The sequence below is a fragment of the Oceanimonas sp. GK1 genome (assembly GCF_000243075.1).
Classification (GTDB): Bacteria; Pseudomonadota; Gammaproteobacteria; order Enterobacterales; family Aeromonadaceae; genus Oceanimonas.
This window is the reverse complement of record NC_016745.1, coordinates 2,044,597-2,067,411: the sequence shown is the minus strand read 5'-3', so window position 1 is coordinate 2,067,411 and position 22,815 is coordinate 2,044,597. Positions and strand designations below refer to the sequence as shown.

Here is a 22,815-nt window from a genome sequence, read left to right as displayed (position 1 = left end):
AAAATCACAAGCCGTTTTATTGTGAGATTTCATTATTTCCCCTTTTCACCGCCGTCATCCTCTGTCAACCTGAAAGCATTCGGCTCACCACGTTAAGGAAAACGCCATGTGCTCCATTTTCGGTATTCTGGAACTCAAGTCTGACCCCGCCGTTCTGCGCCACCGGGCGCTGGAGCTGTCGCGGCTGCTGCGCCACCGGGGCCCCGACTGGTCGGGTATTTACAGTAACGACAAGGCCATTCTGGTGCATGAGCGCCTTGCCATTGTGGGACTGGACAGCGGTGCCCAGCCCCTGCTCAACCCCGCCCGCACCCACGCCCTGGCGGTGAACGGCGAGATCTACAACCACAAGGAGCTGGAAGCCGGCCTGACCTGCGGCTTTGAATTTCAGACCCACTCCGACTGTGAAGTGATCCTCGGGCTTTATCAGGAAAAAGGGCCCGAGTTTCTCGACGATCTCAATGGTATCTTCGCCTTTGTGCTCTACGACGAAGAAAACGACGCCTACCTGATTGGCCGGGATCACATGGGCATCATTCCGCTCTATACCGGCCATGACGAGGCCGGCAACTTCTACGTGGCTTCCGAAATGAAGGCGCTGACCCCGGTGTGCAAAACCATCAGTGAGTTTCCGCCGGGACACCTGCTCTACAGCAAGGAAGGAAGCCCGCGCCGCTATTACCAGCGCGACTGGGAAGAGTACGGCGCAGTAAAAGACAATACCTCCAGCGTAAGCGAGCTGCGCGAGGCGCTGATGGCGGCGGTGAAGCGCCAGCTGATGTGCGACGTGCCCTACGGCGTGCTGCTCTCGGGCGGGCTCGACTCCTCCATTATCTCCGCCGTGGCCAAGCTCTACGCCGACAAGCGTATTGAAGACGACAGCAACAGCCAGGCCTGGTGGCCCCGGCTGCATTCCTTTGCCATTGGCCTGGAAGGTGCGCCGGACCTGATTGCCGCGCGCAAGGTGGCGGAACACCTGGGCACAGTGCACCATGAGCTGCACTACACGGTGCAGGAAGGGCTGGATGCCCTGCGCGAGGTGATCTATCACCTGGAAACCTACGACGTCACCACGGTACGTGCCTCCACCCCCATGTATCTGATGGCCCGGCGCATCAAGGCCATGGGCATCAAGATGGTGCTCTCCGGTGAAGGCTCCGACGAGCTCTTTGGCGGCTACCTGTATTTTCACAAGGCCCCCGACCCACAAGCCTTTCATGAAGAGACGGTACGCAAGCTCAAGGCCCTGCACCAGTTCGACTGCCTGCGCGCCAACAAGTCCATGGCCGCCTGGGGCGTGGAAGCCCGGGTGCCCTTCCTCGACAAGGCATTCATGGACGTGGCCATGCGCCTCAACCCCGCCGACAAGATGTGCGTGAACGACAAGATGGAAAAGCACATACTGCGTGAGGCCTTTGCCGACCTGTTACCCCATGAAGTGGCCTGGCGCCAAAAAGAGCAGTTCTCCGACGGCGTGGGCTATTCCTGGATAGACAGCCTGAAGGCCATGGTGGAAGAGCAGGTCACCGATCAGATGATGGCCACGGCCGCCTTCCGCTTTCCACTCAACACCCCCACCAGCAAGGAAGCCTATTACTATCGGGCCATCTTTGAAGGGCATTTTCCGCAAGACTCCGCCGCCCGCTGCGTGCCCTGCGGCCCCTCGGTGGCCTGCTCCACTCCCACCGCCCTGGAGTGGGACGAGCAGTGGAAAAACATGGCCGACCCGTCCGGCCGGGCGGTAAAAGGGGTGCACAGCCAGTCGTACTGAATAGCAAACGCGACAGGCCGCGGTGAGTCCGCGGCCTGTCAACGCTTAAGGCTGCCATACTAACGAGGTTATTGCCGCCCCTGCTGCAGCAGTTCCATCAACCGTTTTTCCACCCACTGGGCCGTGACACCCAGCCTTCGCCCCTGACACCACAGTATCCGCACAGACAACTGCGGCAAGTCTAAAGACGGACAGGAAACTTGCTGCAAAGGCTTGTCGTCACTGCCATAGGCAGCAATGTGAGCCGGCAGAATCGCCCAGCCGAGATCGTCGGCGACCATCTCCGCGATGGTATGAAAGTTGTCAACACGCCAGACCCTTGGGCTGTATACATTTTCTTCAATGTCTTCGGAATGCATGAGCAGCTGCCGATAGCGGGCCAGATCGGTGCGTTTGACCTGTTTTTTCTGTAACAAGGGATGACCAGAAGCGACAAACAGGCCCTGATTCAGTGCGCCGATATGACGTTCGTCAAAGCGATCCCGAAGCGGTCCTCGATTAAAGTGAAACCCCAGGTCTGCGCGATCCTGACTCACGTAGTCTGCCACTTCGGTTGCCGTGCCATTCAGCAAGGTTAACTCCAGTGCGGGGAAGTTCCGGGAGATCTCCCGGGCAAGCGTGCCGATGGCCGTGCGCGGAAGCACCTCATCCAGCGCCAGCGCCAGCTTGCCGTCGTTGCGTGCAGCAAGGGAGTGAGCGCGCTGCTCCAGCGCCTGGGCTTGCCTCAGTAACTCGCGCGCTTCCAACAGCATCACCTGGCCTGCATCGGACAATGTGGCGCGATGCGTGCTCCGGTCAAACAGCACTATCCCCAAATCTGCTTCCAGCAGACCAATCGCCGTGCTTACGGCCGATTGTGCCTTGCCTAAATGGCGGGCGGCAGCACTGATTGAGCCATGATCGGCGGTGGCCACAAACTGCCGTAATTGTTCAAGATTCCATTGCATGCCGTCACTCTATCAACAAAGTTGATAGAGTCAAACTTTGGAACTGCGTTCATTGTGGTAAAAATGGCGTCATTCATATTTGTAGGGAACAAGGAGAGCCATAGTGTTGTTAGGACCATGGGGGTTTTTGATGGCCGCAATCGCAGCCGAAGTGATTGGCGTGTTCACCATGAAAATAGTATCCGACAGCGCCTCTGTGCCTGCACTGCTGTTTATGTACACCATGATCGGGCTGTCTTTTTATTTTTTGGCGCTGGCCGTGAAGCACATGCCAATCGCCAAGGCCTACGCCACCTGGGAAGCACTGGGTCTGATCAGCATCACCTTCATCGGCGTGCAGTTTTTCAACGAAAGCCTGAACTTTATCAAACTGCTCGGACTCACCGTGTTAATCACAGGGGTGGTATTGACCACCCTGGGTGCCCCCAGTGCAGAAGCCAATAACAGGCAGGAGCGTTAAGCAATGCAAAACGCCGAACTCATTCATTATGTTTTTATGATCATGGCCATTTTACTGGAAGTGACCGCCAATATACTCATCAAATATTCTGATGGTTTTCGCAAACGGATGATCGGTACTTTGGGCATCATCAGCATAATGGTCTCGTTCACGTCCCTGTCGCAGGCAGTCAAAGGCATTGATCTGTCTATCGCCTATGCCTTGTGGGGTGGCATAGGCATACTGCTTACTGCATCCACTGCCCTGTTTCTCTTCAAACAACGGCTCAACCCCGTGGAATGGTCCGGCGTCGCCGCCATCCTTCTGGGCGTGGTGTTGCTCAAGCTGGCGTAGAAGATCGCTTCAGCGTTCACATGCAGAAAACGTTCACGATTCATGAACACGGTACAATCATGAACACCCTCCAAAACAAAAAGCCCCTGCACTGCAGGGGCTTTTTCATTCAGCTAAACCAAATTATTCCCACTCGATAGTAAACAATCTATTTTTACCCTTTATATTCAATATCTTATTTTCATTAAAAATGGTAATACCATGAAAAATGCCATGTTATGAAATGTTTAGAAACTGCCAAACTGTACTCTGACACAGAGCGCCTTCGGTGTATTCCAATCTCCGTTGAAGACCACGACATCTAAACTGGGTTGATCTGATCTAACGCCCATCCCCGAAAACGGGCTTTCCCATGTGAATATACTACGCCGGCAGCGCCCCCAACCTTTGAAGTTGCGAAATCACTATTATCTGCTCCTCCTGGACTGGCCCGAAAAAAGTAGACACCTTCATTTAATGAGAAGGTGTTATGAAGTACAAACCCCACCGTCACTTTAGCGATGCATTCAAACGTGAGGCCGTCGAGGCCTCGCTATCCACCACAGAGACACAAGCTCAGCTTGCTGGCAGACTCGGGATCCATCCTAACCAATTGAGTCGCTGGCGCAGAGAGTGGATCATGACCAAGAAATCATCTGACAAAGCAGTTGAAAACACCGGACCAGAAAAAAGCCTGCAGGAGCTGGAGCGCGAGGTGGCTCGGCTGAAGAAGCAGCTTGAGCGGAAAGAGCTGGAGAACGAAATCCTAAAAAAGGCACAAGAGTACTTCGCCAAGCACGGCAAGTAAGGTTTGCCTTTATCGAGGCTCACCGAAGTCAACGCTGGCGGGTCTCGATAATGTGTGAAGTACTCGATGTGTCACGAGCGGGATATTATCGCTGGCGAGCACGTCAGCACTCGCCGGGAGCGCGTACCATCGAGCGACGGACGCTGAGCACCTTCCTGCTCGAGCGAGCCAGGCAACTGAAGAATGTGCCGGGTTATCGCAAGATGTGGCTGGAAGCACGGGATGCCGGGTTCTGCTGCGGCAAGAACCAGGTTCAGGGCTTGCTGAAAGACGCTGGTTATCGTTCATGCACGGCTCCTAAAGCAGGATATCAAAAGCCAGCATCATCCTTGCCTGTGTTGCCGAATCTGCTGAATCGCCAGTTCTCGGTGGGGTCAGCGAACCGAGTTTGGGTATCAGATATCACCCAAATCCGGTGCAGTGAAGGCTGGCTCTACATTGCTGCAGTCCTGGACCTGGGCACACGCCGCGTGGTGGGCCGAGCCATGGGTGCGATCAATAGCGCTCAGCTGGTGCTGGAGGCCCTTGAGCAGGCATGGCAACATCAGCTGCCAGATGGGACACAGCTGTTGTTCCACTCGGACCAGGGGAGTCAGTATCGGAGCGAAGAGGTGATGAGATGGCTCAATACACGGGGAATCACCATCAGCATGTCACGCCGAGGTAACTGCTGGGATAACGCCTGTTCGGAAAGCTTCTTCGCGCTGCTCAAGAAGGAATGGATACATCCATTAGGAATGCTCGGAAGAGACGAAATGGCAGATGAAGTCCGGTATTATACGGACGAGTATTACCCGAAAGTGCGGCGCCACATGGCGCTGGGAGGAATAACTCCCAATGCCTACGCAGCTGCCGCTTAACTTAAGTGTCTACTTTATCGGGGCCACTCCATCCATTTAACCCTCCATTAACCACTCTTCATTTATAACTATCGCGATATTAGCCCCCGATCAGGAGTTGGCTGGACGTGAAACCAGGCACTTTAACGATATTTTTCTCTCTGACCTTGCTAACTAGTTGCAGCACCCTGAATGATCCTCAGGCTGGCAGGGTCGATGATCTCTCTTTGCCAGAAGACTGGGCTGTGCCAGCACAAACGCTGGATCTATCCGGGCTACCGGAGGATGCCGGGCTGCTTGATCTGTTCCGGCAACCGCAATTGAAACAGCTTATCGATGAAACGCTTAACAATAACCTGGATTTGCAACAAACCGCCCTGCGTTTACGACAGCAACAACTGTTGATCGCTCCTGAACGTGCAGCCCGTCAACCGGAACTGACGGGTTTACTGACCAGCCAGCGATCAAAAGAACAAGAGATCAGTACTCGTCATACACTGGCTTTGAATCTGAACTGGGAGCTGGATGTCTGGGGCCGCCTGGCTGATGGTCAGGCGGCAGCACAGCAAACTGCGGCAGCGCAGAAACTCGACTATGACGCTGCACGCAACTCTCTGGCGGCCCGCACCGTGCAAAGCTGGCTGGATATCAGTCTGCGCCAGCAGATCATCGAAACTGAGCAGCAATGGCTAAAAAGTTCTGAAAACAACCGCGCTGTAATATTGGATCGCTATCAGAGCGGATTGGGTAACCTAGCGGATCTGGCGACGGCAAAGGCCGCAACGGCTCGCGTTCAGGCCAGCCTTATTGAGCGTCAGAACCAGCAACGAGTGGCCTTGAGGCAGTTAAATCTGCTGCGCGGCGTCAGCAATAACAGTGAACCGCCAGAGATCACGGTGACACCGGATATCACCACACCGCCGATATCACTTCCAGGTACCGTTCTGGCTCGTCGCCCCGACCTGCAAGCCGCCTATCTGAGAATTCAGGCCGCTGATCACAGTGCTGCCAAAGCTTACAAGCAGCTGCTACCCGGGTTCTCATTGCAGGCCACTCTCTCCGATACAGGGCAAGATCTGGATCAATTACTCAAAGGGTCGTCGCTGTGGAGTCTCCTCGGGCAGTTGACGGCACCACTGTTCAATTCCGAACGTCTAAAAGCCCAGGCAGACATAGCCCAGCTGGATGCCGAACTGAGCTACCTCAAGTATCAGCAAACACTGCTGGATGCGGTAAACGAAGTGGACAACGGGCTCGACCTGGAAGCGACCCTGGCTCAACAGGAAAAAGCCCTTGCACAAGCCCTGCAACATTCGCAAACCAGCCTCGATCACTACCGTTCGCTGTACCGTGATGGCGTAGGCGACATCCTGAATCTAATCAGTGCCGAGCAGACTGCTTTTGAGGCCCGCATACAGCTTCTCCAGGTTCGCCAGAACCGTCTGTTTAACCGTATCACCCTCGGCCTGGCGCTGGGGATGAGTATCTGAATCACGAGAGAATATCATGCAACAGAAACGTCGTTGGTTGCCTATCACGCTAACCGGTCTGGCACTGTGTACGATCCCGTTGGCGCTGCTTTATACCAACTTTGCTATCAGCAACCAGCCGCAACCGGAACAATATGAAGCACCGGCAACACTGCCCCGGGTCACCGTTCTCTCACTAAAGAGCGGCACCTATCAGAGCCGCATTGAAGGTTATGCCGAAGTGCGTGCAACGGATGAAGTTAAGCTAGGCAGTCTGGTTTCCGGTCGAGTTACCTGGCGCTCGGACGCCTTTCAAAATGGCCATCCAGTGAAACAAGGCGAAGCGTTACTGAAACTGGATACTACCAGTTATGAGGAAGCGGTAGCCAATGCCCGTCAGGCACTGGCCGATGCCGAATTAACGCTGATGCAGGAACGTCGTCAGCAGAAACAAGCGGAACGGGATTGGCAGCGCTCAGGGATTCAGGCACCCCCCAGCGATCTGGTGTTGAGAAAACCGCAATTAAAGCTGGCGGAGTCACGGGTCGTTGCTGCCAGGAAGACACTTCAGCGTGCACAACGGGATCTGGAAGAAACCACTCTCAGAGCCCCCTTTGATGCCGTGGTGATAGACCGCTCAGCAACTCTGGGAAGTTACATTGAGTCCGGGGCTGCGGTCGCAACCCTGCGAGGTACCAACCGTGCAGAATTAGAGCTGACACTGTCCAGCCTGCAATGGCAACAACTTCCTGACGATCTTCAGCAGGTTGAGGTACAGCTGCGTGACCCGGACCAGCCAGCACATCGGTGGCAGGGACAGGTCAGCCAGCTATCGGCCGCGATTAACACTGAAACTCGACAGCGTAGTTTGACTGTCAACGTTGCAGACCCTCTGAAACAATCGCCTCCCCTGCTCAGCGGCGGTTTCGTGGAAGTGAGCTTGAAAGGGCAACCGCACAGCCATCTGTTTGCGATTCCGGCCACCGCGCTCACGGCTGATGGCTATATCTGGACCGTGACCGAAAACCGACTGCAAAGGCATGCGGCAACACCATTGTTCAGTACTCAGGGGCTGCACTACATTCCTGCGATGTCACTGCCGGCGGAGATCGCACTGGTTATCAAACCACTGGCCAGCTATCTGCCGGGAATGGCGGTTCAGCCTGTTCTGTCTGAGGAAACACCCAATGAATGATCTTGGCCATAAAGGCTGGGTAGCCTGGTTTGCCGCCAATCCTGTCGCGGCTAATCTGCTGATGCTACTGATTTTAGTGGCTGGCGTCATGAGCGCTCTTAACCTTCGGGTTGAAGCCTTCCCCCCAGTACCGCCTAACAGTGTCAGCATCTCTGTCAGCTACGACAGTGGTTCTGCACGCTCCGCAGAAGAGGGTATTACTCTCAAACTCGAAGAGGCCCTGCAAGGCATTCAGGGTATCAAAAAGATCAGCAGCATCTCCAACACAGAGGGCAGTAGTATCACGGTCGAGCGCAGCAGCGGGTACGATCTGGATACGCTGTACCGGGACATCAAAAACCGGATCGACGGCATCTCGACTCTACCCGCCGAGGCGGAACGCCCGGTCATCACCAAAGCCACCTATCTTGAAGATGCGGTATCGGTGCATTTGGCCGGCGATGTTCCTCAGGATGTGCTGCAGGAAACCGCCCGTCAGCTACGCACCCTGTTGCTGAACAATCCGGCCATTGAACGGGTTAACACCAATGGCCGGGAAACACCGGAGATCAGCATCGAGGTTGATGAGCACCGACTCCAGGCACTAAACCTGACCATCAGCGATATTGCCGAAAAGGTCGCCGCCTCATCACTCACAGTGGCCGGTGGTGAACTATTCAGCCGGGAAGGCTCAATGATCGTCAAAGCCGACCAGCAACTTTACCGGCTACGCGACTTTGAGGCGATTGTGATTCGTCAGACCCGAGATGGTCAACGCCTGACTCTGGGCGACGTCGCGACAGTCCGGGACAGCTATGAACCCTCGGGCGTGCTATCACGGTTCAACGGTGAGCGGGCGATCTGGCTGGACATCAAGATGTACTCCAGCTCCAACATCATGGCCATCAGCGAAGCAGTCCAAAAGGAGATCGACAGTTTCAGTGGTAGCCTGCCGCAAGGCATTACCGCCAAGATCTGGAATGATCAGAGTCTGTATATCGGCGCCCGTCTTAACCTGCTGCTGAAAAACAGTGTAATGGGGATCGCCCTGGTCATGTTGCTGTTAGCCCTGTTCCTGGATATTCGGGTTGCATTTTGGGTCGGGGCTGGTCTGCCCGTCATTTTCGCCGGCGCGATGCTGTTGATGGATGCCCGGCTATTCAATATGACCCTCAATGAGATGACTACCTTCGGCTTTATCATCGCACTGGGCATAGTCGTAGATGATGCAGTAGTCGTGGGCGAAAGCATCTATAGTGAGCGTCAGCGTTACGGTGCAAGCCTCAACTCGACTATCAGGGGAGCCCAGCGAGTCACCACACCGACGGTATTCGGAGTGTTAACTACCATAGTCGCCTTCCTGGCGTTGGCTCTGGTTGAAGGGGAGATGGGTAAGATCTTCAGCTTCTTTGCCTACGCGGCCGCTTTCTGCCTGATCTTTTCGCTAGTGGAATCCAAACTGATTCTTCCCGCTCACTTGGCACACCTGAAAATGGACAGTGGCGCGGCCCGGAATCCTGTGAGCTGCGGCTGGCAATGGCTGCAGACTCAGGTCAGTCGGGGTCTGACGTACTTTACCCGCAACATCTATCGGCCGTTTGTTCATCAGGTTCTGAATTTCCGCTACGTTGCGCTGATGCTGGCAATCAGTCTATTCATTATCGTCGGTGGCATGGTGCCTTCCGGCCAGATACGCGCAGTCTTTTTCCCCGATATTCCGAGCGACTTTATCGAAGTGCAACTGGAGTTGGATCCGCAGGCAGGCTACGGTCTGGTTCAGAAACAGGCGATCGAGATTGAACAGACCGCCGCTCGCCTTAATCAGCGCCTGCAGGATGAGTACCAGCTGTCTCAGCCTCCCATCCCTAACCTGATGACACTATCCGGTGATAGCAGTGCTTCTGTCATTGCCGGACTGTCGCCCCGCGATCAGCGCCCGTTCGGCACTCAGGAGATTGCTGATTTATGGCAACAGGAAGTCGGTGCATTGGAGGCCGTGCGTAAGCTGAAATTTGTCACCACCTGGGAAGGTGCCGCAGATATCAGTATTGAACTGGCTGCGGAGTCACCGCAAACCCTGCAACAGGCCGCCACAAAAGTACAGGAAGCGCTGGCACTCTACAGCGGTGTTTCCGGTATCGAAAACAGCATGAAAACCGGCCAGGCCCAGATCGACCTCCAACTACGGCCGGCCGGTGAGGCGATGGGAATCACCACCGCCCTATTGGCACGCCAGATCCAACAAGCCTATCAGGGGTATGAGGTGCAGCGCATACAGCGTGGCCGGGACGAGATGAAGGTCAAAGTGCATTACCCACAGGATCAACGCCAACAACTGGATGATCTGCAGCGGGCTCGTATTCGCACCCCGGACGGCCGGACGGTCGCGCTGAGCACAGTTGCGGATATCTCCACCCGGTATGTCGCCGATGAGATTAAGCGAACTGACCGAAGCCGGGTCGCAGTGGTCACCGCCAATGTGAATAAAGCGATTGCCGCCCCCGCGGAAATAATCGCCAGTATCGACGCTCAATTGCTGACCCAACTGCAACGGGATTATCCGGGCCTGACCATTCGGTTTGGCGGCGAAGCGCAGGAAGAAGCAGAAACCACCAACTCGCTGAAAGGCGCTTTTCTGGTTGCACTGATTGCGATCTACGCGTTGCTTGCGATCCCGCTGAAGTCATACCTGCAGCCGCTGATGATTATGAGTGCTATCCCCTTTGGTGTGATCGGTGCCCTGCTGGGGCACTGGTTGCACGATATTCCGCTGAGTCTGTTGTCGCTTTTTGGCATCCTGGCATTGTCCGGAGTCGTGGTTAACGATAGCCTCCTGTTGATCAGCCGCTACAATGAGAATCGACTGCAGGGGAAACCAACCAGACTGGCGATGGTGGAAGCTGGCTGTAGCAGGATGCGGGCTATCGTACTGACCTCAATAACGACTTACGCAGGCCTTATTCCGCTGATTTGGGAGACCGCCGAGAACGCCCAGTTCCTGATTCCGGCAGCCGTCGCAATGGGGTATGGGATTCTGTTCGCAACGCTGATCACCCTGATCCTGATACCAGCACTGGTGCTGATCAGTGAGGACCTGACTATTCGTCAATGGCGAAAGAAACGCCGCAAACACAGCACCACATCAAAAACGACGATGGAAACCATGTCATGAGCGATCAGGCTGTGCAGGTATTACTGGTAGAAGATGACCGTGATCTGGCCGCGTCGGTGGCCGACTATCTGGCGCTGGAAAATATCTGTGTCGATCATGCCTACAACGGTCAGGCGGGACTGCAACTCGTAACCTCTAACCGTTATGACGTGCTGCTGCTGGATCTTATGCTGCCACAGATCGACGGCCTGAGCCTGTGTGAAAAACTCAGACAACAGGGAATAGACATTCCGGTACTGATGCTCACCGCCCGGGACACGCTGGACGATAAAGTCGCCGGTTTCCGTGCCGGCACTGACGACTACCTGGTGAAGCCCTTCGCAATGGAAGAGCTGATCATGCGGGTTCGGGCGCTGGCCAAACGACGCAGTGGCCAGGTGCGCAAACTGTGTCTGGCCGACCTTACACTGGAGTTGGATAACCGCACCGTCAGCCGTGCTGGCACCCTGCTTAAACTGAAACCTTCCGGCCTGGTTCTTCTGGAAACGCTGCTGCGCGCGAGCCCAGCGGTCGTGAGCCGAAGCCAACTGGAACAGGCTCTGTGGCCGGATGAACCACCTGACAGTAACAGCCTGAAAGTACATATGTTCCATCTGAGGCAGCAAGTTGATAAGCCTTTCGATAAAAACCTGATACACACGATTAAAGGACAGGGATTTGCGATCCGTGATGCAACCCCGGAACAGTAAGCGGCAGCGACGCACCATGCGTCGGGAACTGGCCCTTTACGTGTCAGGGCTGGCGTTGATAACAGCGCTGGCCTTCTCTATTGCGTTTGAATTTTTCTTCATCAAGGGGCTGGATGAAGCGGTCGGTGGCGCACTACTGATGGAAGCCCGGTCCTTCGAGGCCAAATACCGACAAAATCTTGAGACACCCTTGTCGAACTCATCATCAATTCGCTCCTTCCTAGATAATCTGGATAACGCACCTGAGTTTTATCGACAACTGATCGATCCGGATACCTTGCAACCCGGACAATTCAGCGACTATCACTGGGGTGAGGAAGACTGGCAGGACTCGCGCTACCTGATTGTTTACCTGCACCTGCTACCTGATCAGCGGCGCCTGTTCGTTATTTCCGACTATCAGAGCAACCTGCTGACCAAAGAGGAACAGGCGGATTTAGATCAGACCTGGCAGCTGAAATTTTACCTGGCCGGTGGCTATCTGCTGATCATGCTGGTGGCTATCTGGATCTATAATCGCCGGATCAACCACTACACACAGAAGCTGGCAGACTGGGCTGAGAGCCTGTCTCTTGAAAATATCCAGCAGCCGGTACCAGACTTCCGCTTCCACGAACTAAACAGCATTGCAGAGCGACTCCGAAATGCCTTTGATCGGATCGCGGGGCTTATGGAGCGCGAGCACCAGTTCGTCCGGCACGCCAGCCATGAATTACGTACGCCAATCGCTATCATCCGAGCGAATATGGAATTACTTCAGCGGGTAGGCATACCGACAACGTTCGAGCGTCCGATGGAACGGATAAACCGAGCCAGCCAAAACATGCAGCAGCTAACAGGAACCCTGCTCTGGTTAAGCCGGGAAAACGACACCCCGCCATCCATATCTTCTGTTGATCCTGCAAGGTTACTGGACGACATCAGTGAAGAACTGGCATATCTGCTTCAGGGCAAAGAAGTACAGCTGCAGCGGGACTATCCAGAAGCGAGATCGGTGCAACCCCTGCCTCTTGTTCCATTGCGTATCGTATTGGCCAATCTTCTACGCAACGCCTATCAGTTTACAGAAAGGGGCACCATCACACTTACCGTGACGAACCAGCGCATCGTCATTCGTAATAATAGCGAATACCTAGCCGAAGATAGTGATAGCAGCTTTGGGCTGGGACTGATGCTTGTGCAAAAAATCTGTGATCGGCTTGGCTGGCAATTGTCTCTGGAATGGCTGAATCACGGGGTAAGAGCAGAGCTGATGTTTCCTGTACCACCTCCGCCAGAATCAAAAGCGTAAAAAACTGCGTTACCAGCATTATGCTTACCTGAATACAAAGGCATTCAATCCCCATGTCAGCCAAACTCGACGATCAATAACTTGAAGCAAGCACCTCTCCCAAAGATATTCTTCACAAGGCTGCTTTCCCCCAAGAGTTCGCTACCCTTCCCGCGGAAGGGCCAACCTTCTCTATCTTATGAATACCTGGTACCTGCCGTTGCCAGTCGGTACCAGACATTGCCGACGCGTGTCTGTCACTTCCACTCCATTATTTACAGAGTGTTTAAAACCTTAAATATCAGTAGCTTAATACACCACAACTCTTCGATACCAAGAAAAATACCATGTTCAGAATTTTCTGGTTTTTTAACTGAGTGGAGACTGTTCTTACAACTCCAGTCCCGACCAAAAGTCACGTTGGAGCTGCTCTATCCTCTCGTAACTGCAGAGATTTTGACTCCTGAACTGAGCCCCGACCAGTCCATCAATATCAGCCGCCAATGCCATTATCCGGCTGACGGTCTCCGGGTTGGTGGCTGGCTCAGACAAGATCATCTTCAAGTCGTACCCGAGCAGGAAAGCCCCCTGCCTCTCGGTATCATACTCCATGCGCTCCCCCGGGATATAAGGCTCCCAAAGACGATCCTCCTGAACATGCTGGTACTCAAGCAAAATGGTTAAAAAGTCAGCCGCGTCTTTGCTGCTCTCGTTTCCCCGCTCCTGCCAGGCAATCAACTTTAGCAGAGTCAGCCCGGCCAGTGACGCGACTTTGATGGTATCGCCCTGCCCTAACTCTACTGATAAGGCGGCATCGTAAGCTTCCTGAAATCCAGCCACCGACATGGTGACAGCATGCTCTGGTGGCCACTGTATTTCACCTGCGTCATCGGCTATGGCACCAAATGGAATAATATCAATTGGCAAGCCACTGTCGGGGTCTTTAAGTCGATGGACTCTATTGGTTACGGTTAAACCAGCATCCAGCAAAGCCTGTCTTACTCGGGAGAAAGCGTTCCAATCTGGCACCAGAATACCGGTATCAATATCCCGGGTCTGACGACCGGGATCCCGCCCGAATACATGATACAGAACGAGATCTCTCGCCGTTGCCCCAGCAACAAAAAATGGCACTCCGGTTTGCCTGGTTGTGCGGGTGATTAGTGTCAGTACAGGCTCAAACCCAGGTTTCAGGGAGTGTTTTAAGGTGTAGATATTGCTCATTGATGAGTTCGGCAACCTCTTTGTTTCGGCTATCGCTGCTTGCAAGCAGTTCGGCAACAGCCAGTAATGCCCTGGCGTTGATATTGACATCCAGCTCCTTTCCCCAGAATGCCGGAATCAACCAGAGTCTACCGGCAGGGTCAGGCTTTGCCTTGAGCAGAGCAAGCTTTTTCTGTAGTGGCTCAAAGGTAAAAAGCTGTAACTCATAAGGCTGTAGATAACCCGTCAGTTCATCGGCGGCCACTTCTCCCCCCCAGCAATCCTTGGGTGTTAAGGAGATCTCTCGCCAATCATCAGGAGCAACCAGTTTTAGCCCACCTAGTTTTGGTCTTAGTACCGTGCGATAGTGTTCAATCCAGATATGGTAAAGGGCTTCTTTATCAAGAATGCGCCGGGTACTGCCCAGACTGACAAGCTTTTCAGACTCCAGCTGTTTAAAACCCTTGCTGACCATGCCCAATGAAATATTTGCCATCTCGGCAATGGTTCGAAACGGTAGATGTAACACATCCTCTTGGGCCAACAAGGCAAACAACAGCTTCATAAAGCCCAACCCCGGCTTTGCCTGCTGCTGAGTTGCAAGGTGACTTACAGAGCTGTTTTTCCCCTCGATCCACAGATTCAGCCCGTTACAGCTCACCCTGGCGTTGCCGGCTTCATCAATGAAGTTGATAGCGTTGCTGGAGCAAAAGTCGGCGAGATGAGCAGTCAGTCTGTTGCACACCAACAGAGTGTTGGGATGAGCAGCGTCCAGCAGTGCTGTGAGGCTTTCTTTACGGTGGATATGCTTTATTTCAGCGCTAAACTGGTAGCGTTCGCCGCGTACAGTCAGGGTGACCTGGGCATCGGTGTAAGGCTTGCCATCCGGCTGTGGGTCAAAGGTGCACTCTCCTTGAATATGCGAGGGCAGATTATCCATGGCCAGCATCAGCAGAGTCGCGTTAGTGTTCACACATCATCACCGTTCATGAATCATGAACAAATCATAAACGTGAACACCAAGAACTGCAAGAGGAGCGGAGACCCTGAACGATACAGGCACCGGTTCACATACCGCGCCTCTACTACTATGTCGAATACCACAATGGAGAAAGCCATGATGATGACCCCTCCACACCCTGGCGAATTGCTGCGCGAAGACGTTATTGCTGAGCTGGGCCTGTCCGTCAAGGAAACGGCTGAGCGACTGAGCATGTCCCGTGTAGCTCTGTCCCGTGTACTGAACGGCCGAGCGGCGATCAGCCCTGATCTTGCTCTTCGTCTGGAAATGGCGGGGGTGAGCACGGCCCGTGCCTGGCTCACCATGCAGATGAACTACGATCTAGCCCAAGCCAGGCAGCACCCGCAACCACCGATCAAGACACTACAGCCTGCTGATTGAGACCACACAACAAAAAGCCCCTGCATTACAGTGGCTTTTTTATTCATTCGGCCATAGCCGGTCTCACCCGATGATTGACATTGAAATTTTATCATTATAAATCAGCAGGTTATAAAATGAGACTGGTTCAATACCGAGCAAAATACTGTGTTCACAGTCTTATAAGTTTTTGCTTACTTTTTACCGCTATCGTATCGCTTGCATCTGTTAATCGTAGACGGGGAGCTTTAATCTCCTACTACATTTTGGTAACAAAAGACATATTTCAATAACCCGAAGTTGAGGGGCGGGATCTCGACCAGACCATAGCACATGCTTTATCTCTCGCCGTTACTCCGACAAAAAACGTGCCAGCTTGATTCAAAGGTGCTGCCCTCCTATGGCTATGGTGATTGTAAGCTCAGTCTGGGTACTAGAAAGCTGATTATCTATGGTAAGCACTGGCAAGCGCTACCGCAGCGCAACCTCCACAGTAGCCTTCGTCACCTTGCGCCTATACTTTGTCTACATACTGAGACACACACTTTATCCATAAGTCAGTAAAGCTATGGATATTTTTAGATTACTATGCGAAAATAAGAGTATTTGACTATATAAATTGATTTATAGAAGGCACTCATGGCCAGTTCTGAGCAACTAAAAGCACTTTTACAGTCACATCTAGAGAAGGATGAGGACCGTTTTATGTCTGTTGCTTTACAAATGGCAGCACATGAAGCGCGTAATGGTCATGGTAAGTTAGCCGAAGAGCTCCGCGATATAATTCTAAAAGCCAAAAAAAAATCTAATGTAGAAAAAAATGCTCCTATTTCTATTGCAAAAGGCATCCAAGATTCAAGCGGATTACTTTTCGCATCTCAGCCTAAAAATAAGCTAAGTGATTTAATTGCAAAAGACGCTCTAAAAGTTAGGCTAGAGAGATTAATCAGAGAGCAAAAGTTTATGACAAGGCTAAAGAGTCATGGACTGTCCCCTCGCAGAAAGGTTTTATTAGTAGGACCACCAGGCACTGGTAAAACGTTTACGGCGTCAATATTAGCTGGAGAGTTAGATTACCCTCTTTTTCAAGTAAGGCTTGATGCATTAATTACAAAATACTTAGGAGAGTCATCTGGAAAACTAAGGCAAGTATTTGATGCAATAAATGACGTTCGGGGGGTTTATTTCTTCGATGAGTTTGACGCCTTAGGCTCACAACGAAACGCACAAAATGATGTTGGCGAAGCTCGTAGAATTCTAAATAGCTTTCTGCAAATGATAGAACAAGATGAGTCAAACAGCTTAATAGTTTGTGCTACTAACCATATTGAAATTTTAGATAACGCTCTTTTTAGACGCTTCGATGATGTAATTAGGTATGAGCTACCAGATGATGAAGAGATAATAACTTTATTTAAAAATAGACTTCAGCCATATGTGGCAAAAGGCTTTCAATGGAAGAAGCTAGCACAAGTAGCCGCAGAATTAAGCAGTGCCGAAATTACAAGAGCCGCAGAAGAAGCTATCAAAGAGATGTTAATTCACAATTTAGACCGAATATCATTTGCCTCAGTAAAAGAAGCTATATTAGATAGAAAGGAAATGAGAAAAAACATCTTGTAACATTTAGTGAGCAAGGATAATGAAGAATAAAAAACACTTATTTTTAGGGAACATCGGAAAGTCACAAAAATACACATACCCAAGAATGGTTGTATCAAAAACAAAAATCCCAATTAGAGATAGAAACACTCATGGAGAAAATCTATCTCAACAGCTATCTTTAGCAAAGAACGCTGAAATAAAACTCACTAAAGAGGTGGAAAATATTGAACTAGACTCACCTCTTGGCGTACAGCTAACATTTGAAAGCTTCCCTGACATTGAGTTGAGCCTTGAAAAGCTAGCAGATGTTCGTGCAGGCATCGAATTATTAAGTGTAATAAAAAAAGAAAATACCTTTATTGCCAACATATTAGTCCCATTAGGTAAGTTCAAAAGTTTAGAAAAAAAGATATCAGATTACTTAGACACAACAAAAGATAACAGCTCAGGACCTAAACACGCCTCTCTTTTAAATGCAATTTCCAAAATTAGAAATACAGTAGTTGAAAACCTTTGGACAGACAGCCCTGATTTATTTCCATCCTCTGTTGAAGAAGTACACTGGTTTGAGATTTGGTTGCCTGTAGCTGATGATAGATTATCCGTAATTGATGACTTCAAAAAGTTATGCGCTATCAATGAAATTAAAGTCTCAGATAGCACTCTCGAGTTTCCTGAGAGAACAATTTTACTTGTAAAAACATCAATAAAATCCCTAGCAAACTCATCTGCTTTATTAAGCAAAATATCTGAAATAAGAAAATCTAAAACTACAGCAGAGTTTTTTGATTCCTTAAGTATTAAGGAGCAACGCCAATGGATTGATGATCTTGAAAGAAGAGTAATAAGCAAGCCAAGGCATGATAAAGAAACCCCATATGTTTCTATATTAGATACAGGTGTGAACATAGGTCACCCTCTTTTATCTTCATATGCTGACACAGCTGATACTTTTACTGTAGATTCGAATTGGGATAAAGCAGATAGCAACGGGCATGGTACAGCAATGGCTGGCTTAGCTATATGGGGAGATTTAGCATCAGTTCTAGAACACTCTGGTGAGATAAAGGTCAATCATAAATTAGAGTCTATAAAACTATTACGTTATCCAGGTGATAACGAAGGTAAGCATTTAGGACAAATAACCGCAGATGGTATTTCTTTGTCTGAAATCGAAAACTTCGACAGAAGACGCATTTATACCATGGCATTATCAGCGAAAGACTCTAGAGATAGAGGTAAACCATCTGCATGGTCTTCTGAGTTAGACTCATTATGTGTGGACTATCTTGGAGAAAACTCTTACCAAAGATTATTCATTGTATGTGCAGGTAATACTGGAGATGATTTAAGTCAGTTAAAAGAATACCCCCAATACAATGAATTACAAGATATTCATGATCCAGGCCAGTCATGGAATGCTTTAACTATTGGTGCATACACTAATAAAGTTGACATCACTGATAATGATGCAATGTGTTTTTCACCTCTTGCACCAAATGGTGGACTAAGCCCATATAGTACCACTTCGGCTACTTGGTCTAAAGATATGCCTATAAAACCCGAAGTTGTTTTTGAGGGAGGGAACATGGGTATAGATGCCTACTCAGCAGCCTCAATTTCAAGCCTACAACTTCTGAGTACACATCATGACATTCAGACACGATTATTTTCTACTTTCAATGCAACAAGTGCGGCTACTGCACTAGCATCGAAATTTGCAGCTGAACTATATGCAAACTATCCAAATTTTAGACCGGAGACTATCAGAGCATTGATTGTTCATTCAGCCGAATGGACTGACAATATGATAAACCAGTTTTCTTACACTAATTACACTAAACGTAAGCAAGCACAGCACTTAGTTAGATGTGTAGGATATGGAGTTCCCAATATCAAGAAAGCACTATGGAGTGCTAGTAACTCGTTAGCTATGATAGTTGAAGACGAATTGCAACCTTTTGAAAAGTTGAAAGGGAAAGAGCCGTCAACTAGAGATATGCATATTCATGACATCCCTTGGCCAAAGGAACAACTTCTTCAACTTGGCGATACCACAGTAAAGATGACAGTTACTCTTTCATATTTCATTGAGCCTAATCCATCAAGTAGAAATGTATCTAGCAAATATAGATACCCTAGTCACCAGTTGAGATTTGATGTTAAACGTCCAACCGAGTCTAGGAAGAGTTTCCTTAGTAGGTTAAGTAGAGCTGCAAGAGATGAAGAAGAAGGTTCACTTCAAACCCCTTCAGACCCCAACTGGTTATTAGGTGAATCCCGAAACAAAGGCTCGATTCACAAAGATATTTGGGAGGGGACTGCAGCTGATTTAGCAGAGCGTGGCTTGCTAGCAGTATACCCCGCAACAGGTTGGTGGCGAACTCGAAAAAAACTGGAAAGATATAAAAAACTATCTCGCTACTCTTTAATTGTTTCTATCGAAACGCCTGCAGAGGATATAGATTTGTATAGTGCCATAGAAGCAAAGATAAAAAGCAAAATATCCATTTCAAATTAAATGTAAGTAATTAGCACCAACCATCATCATATTAATATTGGAGACCGCCTATATGACGTGCAAAACCTTCCAAGCGGTCTCCTAGTCGATGAACTCCAATGCAACCAGCTCGGTCGCTGCCTAATGAATTGCTTGCTGTGCTTCGATAGTATGTGCGGTTGTCATGTATCACCTCTCTGACAGGTGGTATGTGGAAATGCGGGCCGGTGCACCATCACCGGCCCGTGTGCTTTCTATAGGCCGGTATTGGAAAAACCAGCCGCTTCTGAAAACGGGGTTTTCCCAATTCCAGCCCCTGCGTCATTGCTGATGCGTGCGCTGCTCGATGCCCCCACCCGGCCAGTAGGGTCCGGGCGATTCACAAAGGCCGCAATCTCCGCTTCGGTGTCTTTCTCTTCCTCGGTCGATGGTTCGTCAACCAGCAAAAAATCTACTTCAGTGCGGGGTTCTTGGTCTTTGTCGATCATATCCAGGGCAGCCATGAAATTATGTTCTTTCATCGTCTTATCTCCTTACGTATCTTGCCGATCGCGGTTCACAAAGCTGGCAACCTCCTCATTACGTTCCTGCTGGCGTTCCTGGGCATACGAAACATAGTCCCCGACGTCGAAGGTGTGCTTTTCCGGGTCGCGTGCTTGCCACTCAGCGTGTGATTGGCGGGCCTCGTCCTGGTCCTCGCGGGACAGAGCATCAAAGCCGCCTGTTTGGTTTACCCAACCGCCATTGCCACCGCTCAAACTATCGCTGTCGAACGATGCGGTATCACTCACCTGATCAGCGCTACCAGAATCGTTATCACTCTTCGGCTCCATACTTTCACGAATCGAGGATGCTAGGCGTCCGCCGGGGGTCTGATTAGCCTTGTCTTGAAAACTACCGGCCATCTTTGCCCCAACCCCTTTAGCAAGCTCACCAGCCGTTCCGGCTGCTAGAGAAGCTACCCTACCAAACTCACCGCCAGAGCTGGAACTGCCCGCCCCGGAAAAACCTGCTGCTTGGGCAAATGGCGTATCACCCGTGCTCGCGTTATCGCTGCCAGTGGTGCTACCACCCCAGCTTTCGCCGGTATCACTAGAGCTACCGCCGAAGCTAGGCATGTCTCCACCGGCCATACTTGATTGCGCCTTTTGAAAGGCTGCTTTTACAGCACTAGCTCCACCGGCCATATTAGTCACTCCGGACATTGCAGCGCTTCCAAGCGCAGCACCACCCGATGCGACTGCTGCACCGGCACCGACAGCCCCACCAATCAAGGCCCCTGCACTGAATGAACTACCAGCGCTCGCAGCAGCACCACCGCCAGGGATCAAACCTGCAACCACGTTTGGTACGGAGTTAACGAGAATAACCATGACAAGGGACACAACGAAAATGACCAACAATTCGTCCATTGGCGCACCTTCTGAAAGGTCGGAGTGATAACCATCGATAATAGAAACAGCGATCCCAACCAGTAGTGTCATTGTCATGATTTTGAGTGCTATACCGGCCACACTCCGGAAATAGTTGACAGCAATGTCAGAGGTCCAGCGCGAGCCACCGAAGCCCAAGACAAAAATTCCCGCGTAAGCAATAATCCATGCCGTAACTAGGGCAAGAAGAACGTTGGCCGCGACAATGGCCATGCATGCCAATATTGCAAGCGTGATCAGGAAGATGGACAAGTTGTCCATAGGGCTAGTGATGCTATAGCTACTCGCTGCCTTAGCGATAATGTCAAACGCAATATCTATCGGCGTGGACGGATTCAACCCCCTTGGCAGACCGGATGCTTCAGCCGCGATATTTCTCAACGAGTTGATAATGTCCATTGCAAAGCCAGGCCCATTGACCAACAGCCACCAAAAGAACCCGGTAGTAATGGTGAAACGGGTAAACTCGGCGAAGAACTCGCCAATGTCGGCCTTACGCAATGCCATCATGCCGAATGTCCAGACCATTGAGATAACAACCAGTGTCCAGAATATCCAGGACGCATGATCAGTAATTGTTGTCGCCCAATTTGAGCTTTCAGTTAAAAAACGGTCCGAAACTTCATTCAACACACCCCCTTTATCTATTTGGGCAAAGGCGGCTGGTGAAATGGAAGCAAAGGGCAGTGCTACCCCAAAGCGAAGGAGTACTGTTTTCATATCAGAACTCCTTGCTCTTAGAGCGATCCACCGGTTCTTTCAGGCTATCGTAGATAGTCCCGTCCTGTTTTTCGCACTGCTCTTGCTGTTGGTTTGTTTTTTCGTAGTTTTCTTCCTTCTCACTACATCCCGCCATGAGGGATAAAGAAAGCAGGAGTGTCAGCATTTGAATCATGAATTTCATGCTTAGTACTCCTTGCTGTGAGAACGGTTGACTGGCTGTGACAGCCCCTCATAGAGCTTATCGCGTGAAGCCTGATATTGAGCTTCGCGGTCAGCATCTGCCTGCATTCGAGTGCCAACGGCATTCTGCTGCGCAATCAGCAGGCTGCGGATTTGCAGGAGCTGGTTGGCCTGGTTGCTGGCAAGCTGATTGGCATAGCCGATGGCGGCCAGTTGGCCATCTGCGCCCTGGGCGGCAGATTGCAGACGCTGGAGTTGCCGCGCGTCGGTCTGCAAGTTGTCTTGCTGCTGCTCCAGCCCTCTGAACAGTGCGTCGTTGGCTTTCTTTTGCGACTCAGACACCAAACGGCGGTTTTCTTCCATTGCGGCTTGTTCACTCGGCGTGCAACCGCCAGAGCCATTAAAACAAGGAGAGCCCCGGTAATAGGCCACATCCTGAAACTTGCCCAAATAGGCATCCAGGCTGCCAAGCTGATTTTTATAATGCTGAAGAGTATTGGTTGCCTGAACCAGGTCATTGATGGTGGCTTGAGCCTGATCCCAAATGTAAGCAGCCGGAGCCATGGTGTTTTGCAGCTGGTTTTCGTACTGCTGCAACTGGGTCTGGTATTGCTGAATCTGCTTCAGGGTCTGCGCAACGGCCTCCATCGCTGACATGGTGTTCTGCGCCAGGTTGGTGCTATCCACCACGGGAATACCCGCCTGCACGGGCACAGGAGTGATCAGGGCGACTGAAAAAGCGAGCGCAGCCATTTTAGCCGCTAAAATTGGTTCTCTTTGCATGATTGAGTGCTCTTAGTGTTGTCGTGACTAAGTTGCACTCACCAACCTGTAGCGAGCTACCAGAATGATGGCAAACGCTACCCCTGCTGAAAATCA

At 51.1% G+C, this 22,815-nt stretch carries 19 protein-coding genes and 1 pseudogene; 12 read left to right on the top strand and 8 right to left on the bottom strand.

What is annotated here, in order from left to right; translation table 11 throughout:
* The first annotated feature begins 106 nt into the window (after nucleotides 1–106).
* The gene (gene asnB, locus GU3_RS09780) at nucleotides 107–1,771 is read left to right on the top strand and encodes an asparagine synthase B (RefSeq protein ID WP_014292373.1); all 1,665 of its coding nucleotides are present in this window, start codon (nucleotides 107–109) and stop codon (nucleotides 1,769–1,771) included.
* 68 nt (nucleotides 1,772–1,839) lie between these two features.
* Here asnB and GU3_RS09775 read toward each other — a convergent pair whose 3' ends face one another.
* Entirely contained in the window at nucleotides 1,840–2,718 is an 879-nt protein-coding gene (locus tag GU3_RS09775) for a LysR family transcriptional regulator (protein WP_014292372.1), read from the bottom strand.
* 103 nt (nucleotides 2,719–2,821) lie between these two features.
* Between GU3_RS09775 and GU3_RS09770 the strand changes: the two genes are divergently transcribed.
* The 8 genes from GU3_RS09770 (at nucleotide 2,822) to GU3_RS16625 (ending at nucleotide 12,932) form a co-directional block, all read left to right on the top strand.
* Entirely contained in the window at nucleotides 2,822–3,178 is a 357-nt protein-coding gene (locus GU3_RS09770) for a multidrug efflux SMR transporter (protein WP_237711129.1), read from the top strand.
* Nucleotides 3,179–3,181: 3 nt separating this feature from the next.
* Nucleotides 3,182–3,511 carry a multidrug/spermidine efflux SMR transporter subunit MdtI gene (gene mdtI, locus GU3_RS09765; RefSeq protein ID WP_014292370.1) on the top strand — a complete coding sequence of 110 codons (330 nt, stop codon included), beginning with the start codon at nucleotides 3,182–3,184 and terminating at the stop codon, nucleotides 3,509–3,511.
* A 469-nt stretch (nucleotides 3,512–3,980) separates the two neighbouring features.
* Nucleotides 3,981–5,158, top strand: a protein-coding gene (locus tag GU3_RS09755; RefSeq protein ID WP_148265890.1) for an IS3 family transposase whose coding sequence is annotated in 2 segments (ribosomal slippage) — nucleotides 3,981–4,272 and nucleotides 4,272–5,158 — 1,179 coding nt in all. Because the reading frame shifts where the segments join, the coding sequence is not laid out codon by codon here.
* A 107-nt stretch (nucleotides 5,159–5,265) separates the two neighbouring features.
* Nucleotides 5,266–6,627 carry an efflux transporter outer membrane subunit gene (locus GU3_RS09750; RefSeq protein ID WP_014292367.1) on the top strand — a complete coding sequence of 454 codons (1,362 nt, stop codon included), beginning with the start codon at nucleotides 5,266–5,268 and terminating at the stop codon, nucleotides 6,625–6,627.
* Between the two features lie 16 nt (nucleotides 6,628–6,643).
* Nucleotides 6,644–7,801 carry an efflux RND transporter periplasmic adaptor subunit gene (locus GU3_RS09745; protein WP_014292366.1) on the top strand — a complete coding sequence of 386 codons (1,158 nt, stop codon included), beginning with the start codon at nucleotides 6,644–6,646 and terminating at the stop codon, nucleotides 7,799–7,801.
* Entirely contained in the window at nucleotides 7,794–10,952 is a 3,159-nt protein-coding gene (locus GU3_RS09740; protein WP_014292365.1) for an efflux RND transporter permease subunit, read from the top strand. Before GU3_RS09745 ends, GU3_RS09740 begins: the two co-directional genes overlap by 8 nt.
* Nucleotides 10,953–10,963: 11 nt before the next feature.
* The gene (locus GU3_RS09735; RefSeq protein ID WP_202798301.1) at nucleotides 10,964–11,641 is read left to right on the top strand and encodes a response regulator transcription factor; all 678 of its coding nucleotides are present in this window, start codon (nucleotides 10,964–10,966) and stop codon (nucleotides 11,639–11,641) included.
* Nucleotides 11,642–11,657: 16 nt separating this feature from the next.
* Nucleotides 11,658–12,932: a HAMP domain-containing sensor histidine kinase gene (locus GU3_RS16625; RefSeq protein ID WP_050899369.1), complete on the top strand. Its 1,275-nt coding sequence runs from the start codon at nucleotides 11,658–11,660 to the stop codon at nucleotides 12,930–12,932.
* Nucleotides 12,933–13,301: 369 nt separating this feature from the next.
* On the opposite strand, the gene GU3_RS16770 is transcribed toward GU3_RS16625, so the two are convergent.
* Both GU3_RS16770 and GU3_RS09720 read right to left on the bottom strand, forming a co-directional pair.
* On the bottom strand, nucleotides 13,302–14,135 hold the full coding sequence (locus GU3_RS16770; protein ID WP_083829456.1) for a nucleotidyl transferase AbiEii/AbiGii toxin family protein: 834 nt from the start codon (nucleotides 14,133–14,135) through the stop codon (nucleotides 13,302–13,304).
* Nucleotides 14,089–15,087 (bottom strand): type IV toxin-antitoxin system AbiEi family antitoxin, encoded by a 999-nt coding sequence (locus GU3_RS09720; RefSeq protein ID WP_014292361.1) that lies wholly within the window; start codon nucleotides 15,085–15,087, stop codon nucleotides 14,089–14,091. The genes GU3_RS16770 and GU3_RS09720 overlap by 47 nt, the downstream gene beginning before the upstream one ends.
* A 144-nt stretch (nucleotides 15,088–15,231) precedes the next feature.
* Between GU3_RS09720 and GU3_RS09715 the strand changes: the two genes are divergently transcribed.
* The 3 genes from GU3_RS09715 (at nucleotide 15,232) to GU3_RS16760 (ending at nucleotide 19,621) form a co-directional block, all read left to right on the top strand.
* A complete protein-coding gene (locus tag GU3_RS09715) occupies nucleotides 15,232–15,516 on the top strand; it encodes a HigA family addiction module antitoxin (RefSeq protein WP_014292360.1) in 285 nt (94 codons plus the stop codon).
* 618 nt (nucleotides 15,517–16,134) lie between these two features.
* On the top strand, nucleotides 16,135–17,118 hold the full coding sequence (locus tag GU3_RS16765) for an AAA family ATPase (protein WP_014292359.1): 984 nt from the start codon (nucleotides 16,135–16,137) through the stop codon (nucleotides 17,116–17,118).
* 19 nt (nucleotides 17,119–17,137) lie between these two features.
* Nucleotides 17,138–19,621 (top strand): S8 family peptidase, encoded by a 2,484-nt coding sequence (locus GU3_RS16760; protein ID WP_014292358.1) that lies wholly within the window; start codon nucleotides 17,138–17,140, stop codon nucleotides 19,619–19,621.
* Nucleotides 19,622–19,854: 233 nt separating this feature from the next.
* On the opposite strand, the gene GU3_RS09710 is transcribed toward GU3_RS16760, so the two are convergent.
* From GU3_RS09710 to trbJ, 5 genes and pseudogenes are all read right to left on the bottom strand, one after another.
* Nucleotides 19,855–20,121: a hypothetical protein gene (locus tag GU3_RS09710; RefSeq protein WP_014292357.1), complete on the bottom strand. Its 267-nt coding sequence runs from the start codon at nucleotides 20,119–20,121 to the stop codon at nucleotides 19,855–19,857.
* A 12-nt stretch (nucleotides 20,122–20,133) separates the two neighbouring features.
* On the bottom strand, nucleotides 20,134–20,358 hold the full coding sequence (locus tag GU3_RS17470) for a conjugal transfer protein TrbL (RefSeq protein WP_371245760.1): 225 nt from the start codon (nucleotides 20,356–20,358) through the stop codon (nucleotides 20,134–20,136).
* A 408-nt stretch (nucleotides 20,359–20,766) separates the two neighbouring features.
* Nucleotides 20,767–21,753, bottom strand: a pseudogene (gene trbL / locus GU3_RS17465) (P-type conjugative transfer protein TrbL); the annotation flags it as partial.
* 1 nt (nucleotide 21,754) lies between these two features.
* On the bottom strand, nucleotides 21,755–21,937 hold the full coding sequence (locus tag GU3_RS09700) for a hypothetical protein (RefSeq protein WP_014292355.1): 183 nt from the start codon (nucleotides 21,935–21,937) through the stop codon (nucleotides 21,755–21,757).
* Nucleotides 21,938–21,939: 2 nt separating this feature from the next.
* Nucleotides 21,940–22,719 carry a P-type conjugative transfer protein TrbJ gene (gene trbJ / locus GU3_RS09695; RefSeq protein ID WP_041543101.1) on the bottom strand — a complete coding sequence of 260 codons (780 nt, stop codon included), beginning with the start codon at nucleotides 22,717–22,719 and terminating at the stop codon, nucleotides 21,940–21,942.
* Nucleotides 22,720–22,815: the final 96 nt, after the last annotated feature.

Excerpts from the sequence above, each read along its gene's own strand:
- asnB (WP_014292373.1), top strand. The coding sequence starts at position 107 with ATGTGCTCCATTTTCGGTATTCTGGAACTCAAGTCTGACCCCGCCGTT.
- GU3_RS09775 (WP_014292372.1), bottom strand. The coding sequence starts at position 2,718 with ATGCAATGGAATCTTGAACAATTACGGCAGTTTGTGGCCACCGCCGAT.
- mdtI (WP_014292370.1), top strand. The coding sequence starts at position 3,182 with ATGCAAAACGCCGAACTCATTCATTATGTTTTTATGATCATGGCCATT.
- GU3_RS09745 (WP_014292366.1), top strand. The coding sequence starts at position 6,644 with ATGCAACAGAAACGTCGTTGGTTGCCTATCACGCTAACCGGTCTGGCA.
- GU3_RS09740 (WP_014292365.1), top strand. The coding sequence starts at position 7,794 with ATGAATGATCTTGGCCATAAAGGCTGGGTAGCCTGGTTTGCCGCCAAT.
- GU3_RS16625 (WP_050899369.1), top strand. The coding sequence starts at position 11,658 with ATGCGTCGGGAACTGGCCCTTTACGTGTCAGGGCTGGCGTTGATAACA.
- GU3_RS16770 (WP_083829456.1), bottom strand. The coding sequence starts at position 14,135 with ATGAGCAATATCTACACCTTAAAACACTCCCTGAAACCTGGGTTTGAG.
- GU3_RS09715 (WP_014292360.1), top strand. The coding sequence starts at position 15,232 with ATGATGATGACCCCTCCACACCCTGGCGAATTGCTGCGCGAAGACGTT.
- GU3_RS16765 (WP_014292359.1), top strand. The coding sequence starts at position 16,135 with ATGGCCAGTTCTGAGCAACTAAAAGCACTTTTACAGTCACATCTAGAG.
- GU3_RS16760 (WP_014292358.1), top strand. The coding sequence starts at position 17,138 with ATGAAGAATAAAAAACACTTATTTTTAGGGAACATCGGAAAGTCACAA.
- GU3_RS09710 (WP_014292357.1), bottom strand. The coding sequence starts at position 20,121 with ATGAAAGAACATAATTTCATGGCTGCCCTGGATATGATCGACAAAGAC.
- GU3_RS09700 (WP_014292355.1), bottom strand. The coding sequence starts at position 21,937 with ATGAAATTCATGATTCAAATGCTGACACTCCTGCTTTCTTTATCCCTC.
- trbJ (WP_041543101.1), bottom strand. The coding sequence starts at position 22,719 with ATGCAAAGAGAACCAATTTTAGCGGCTAAAATGGCTGCGCTCGCTTTT.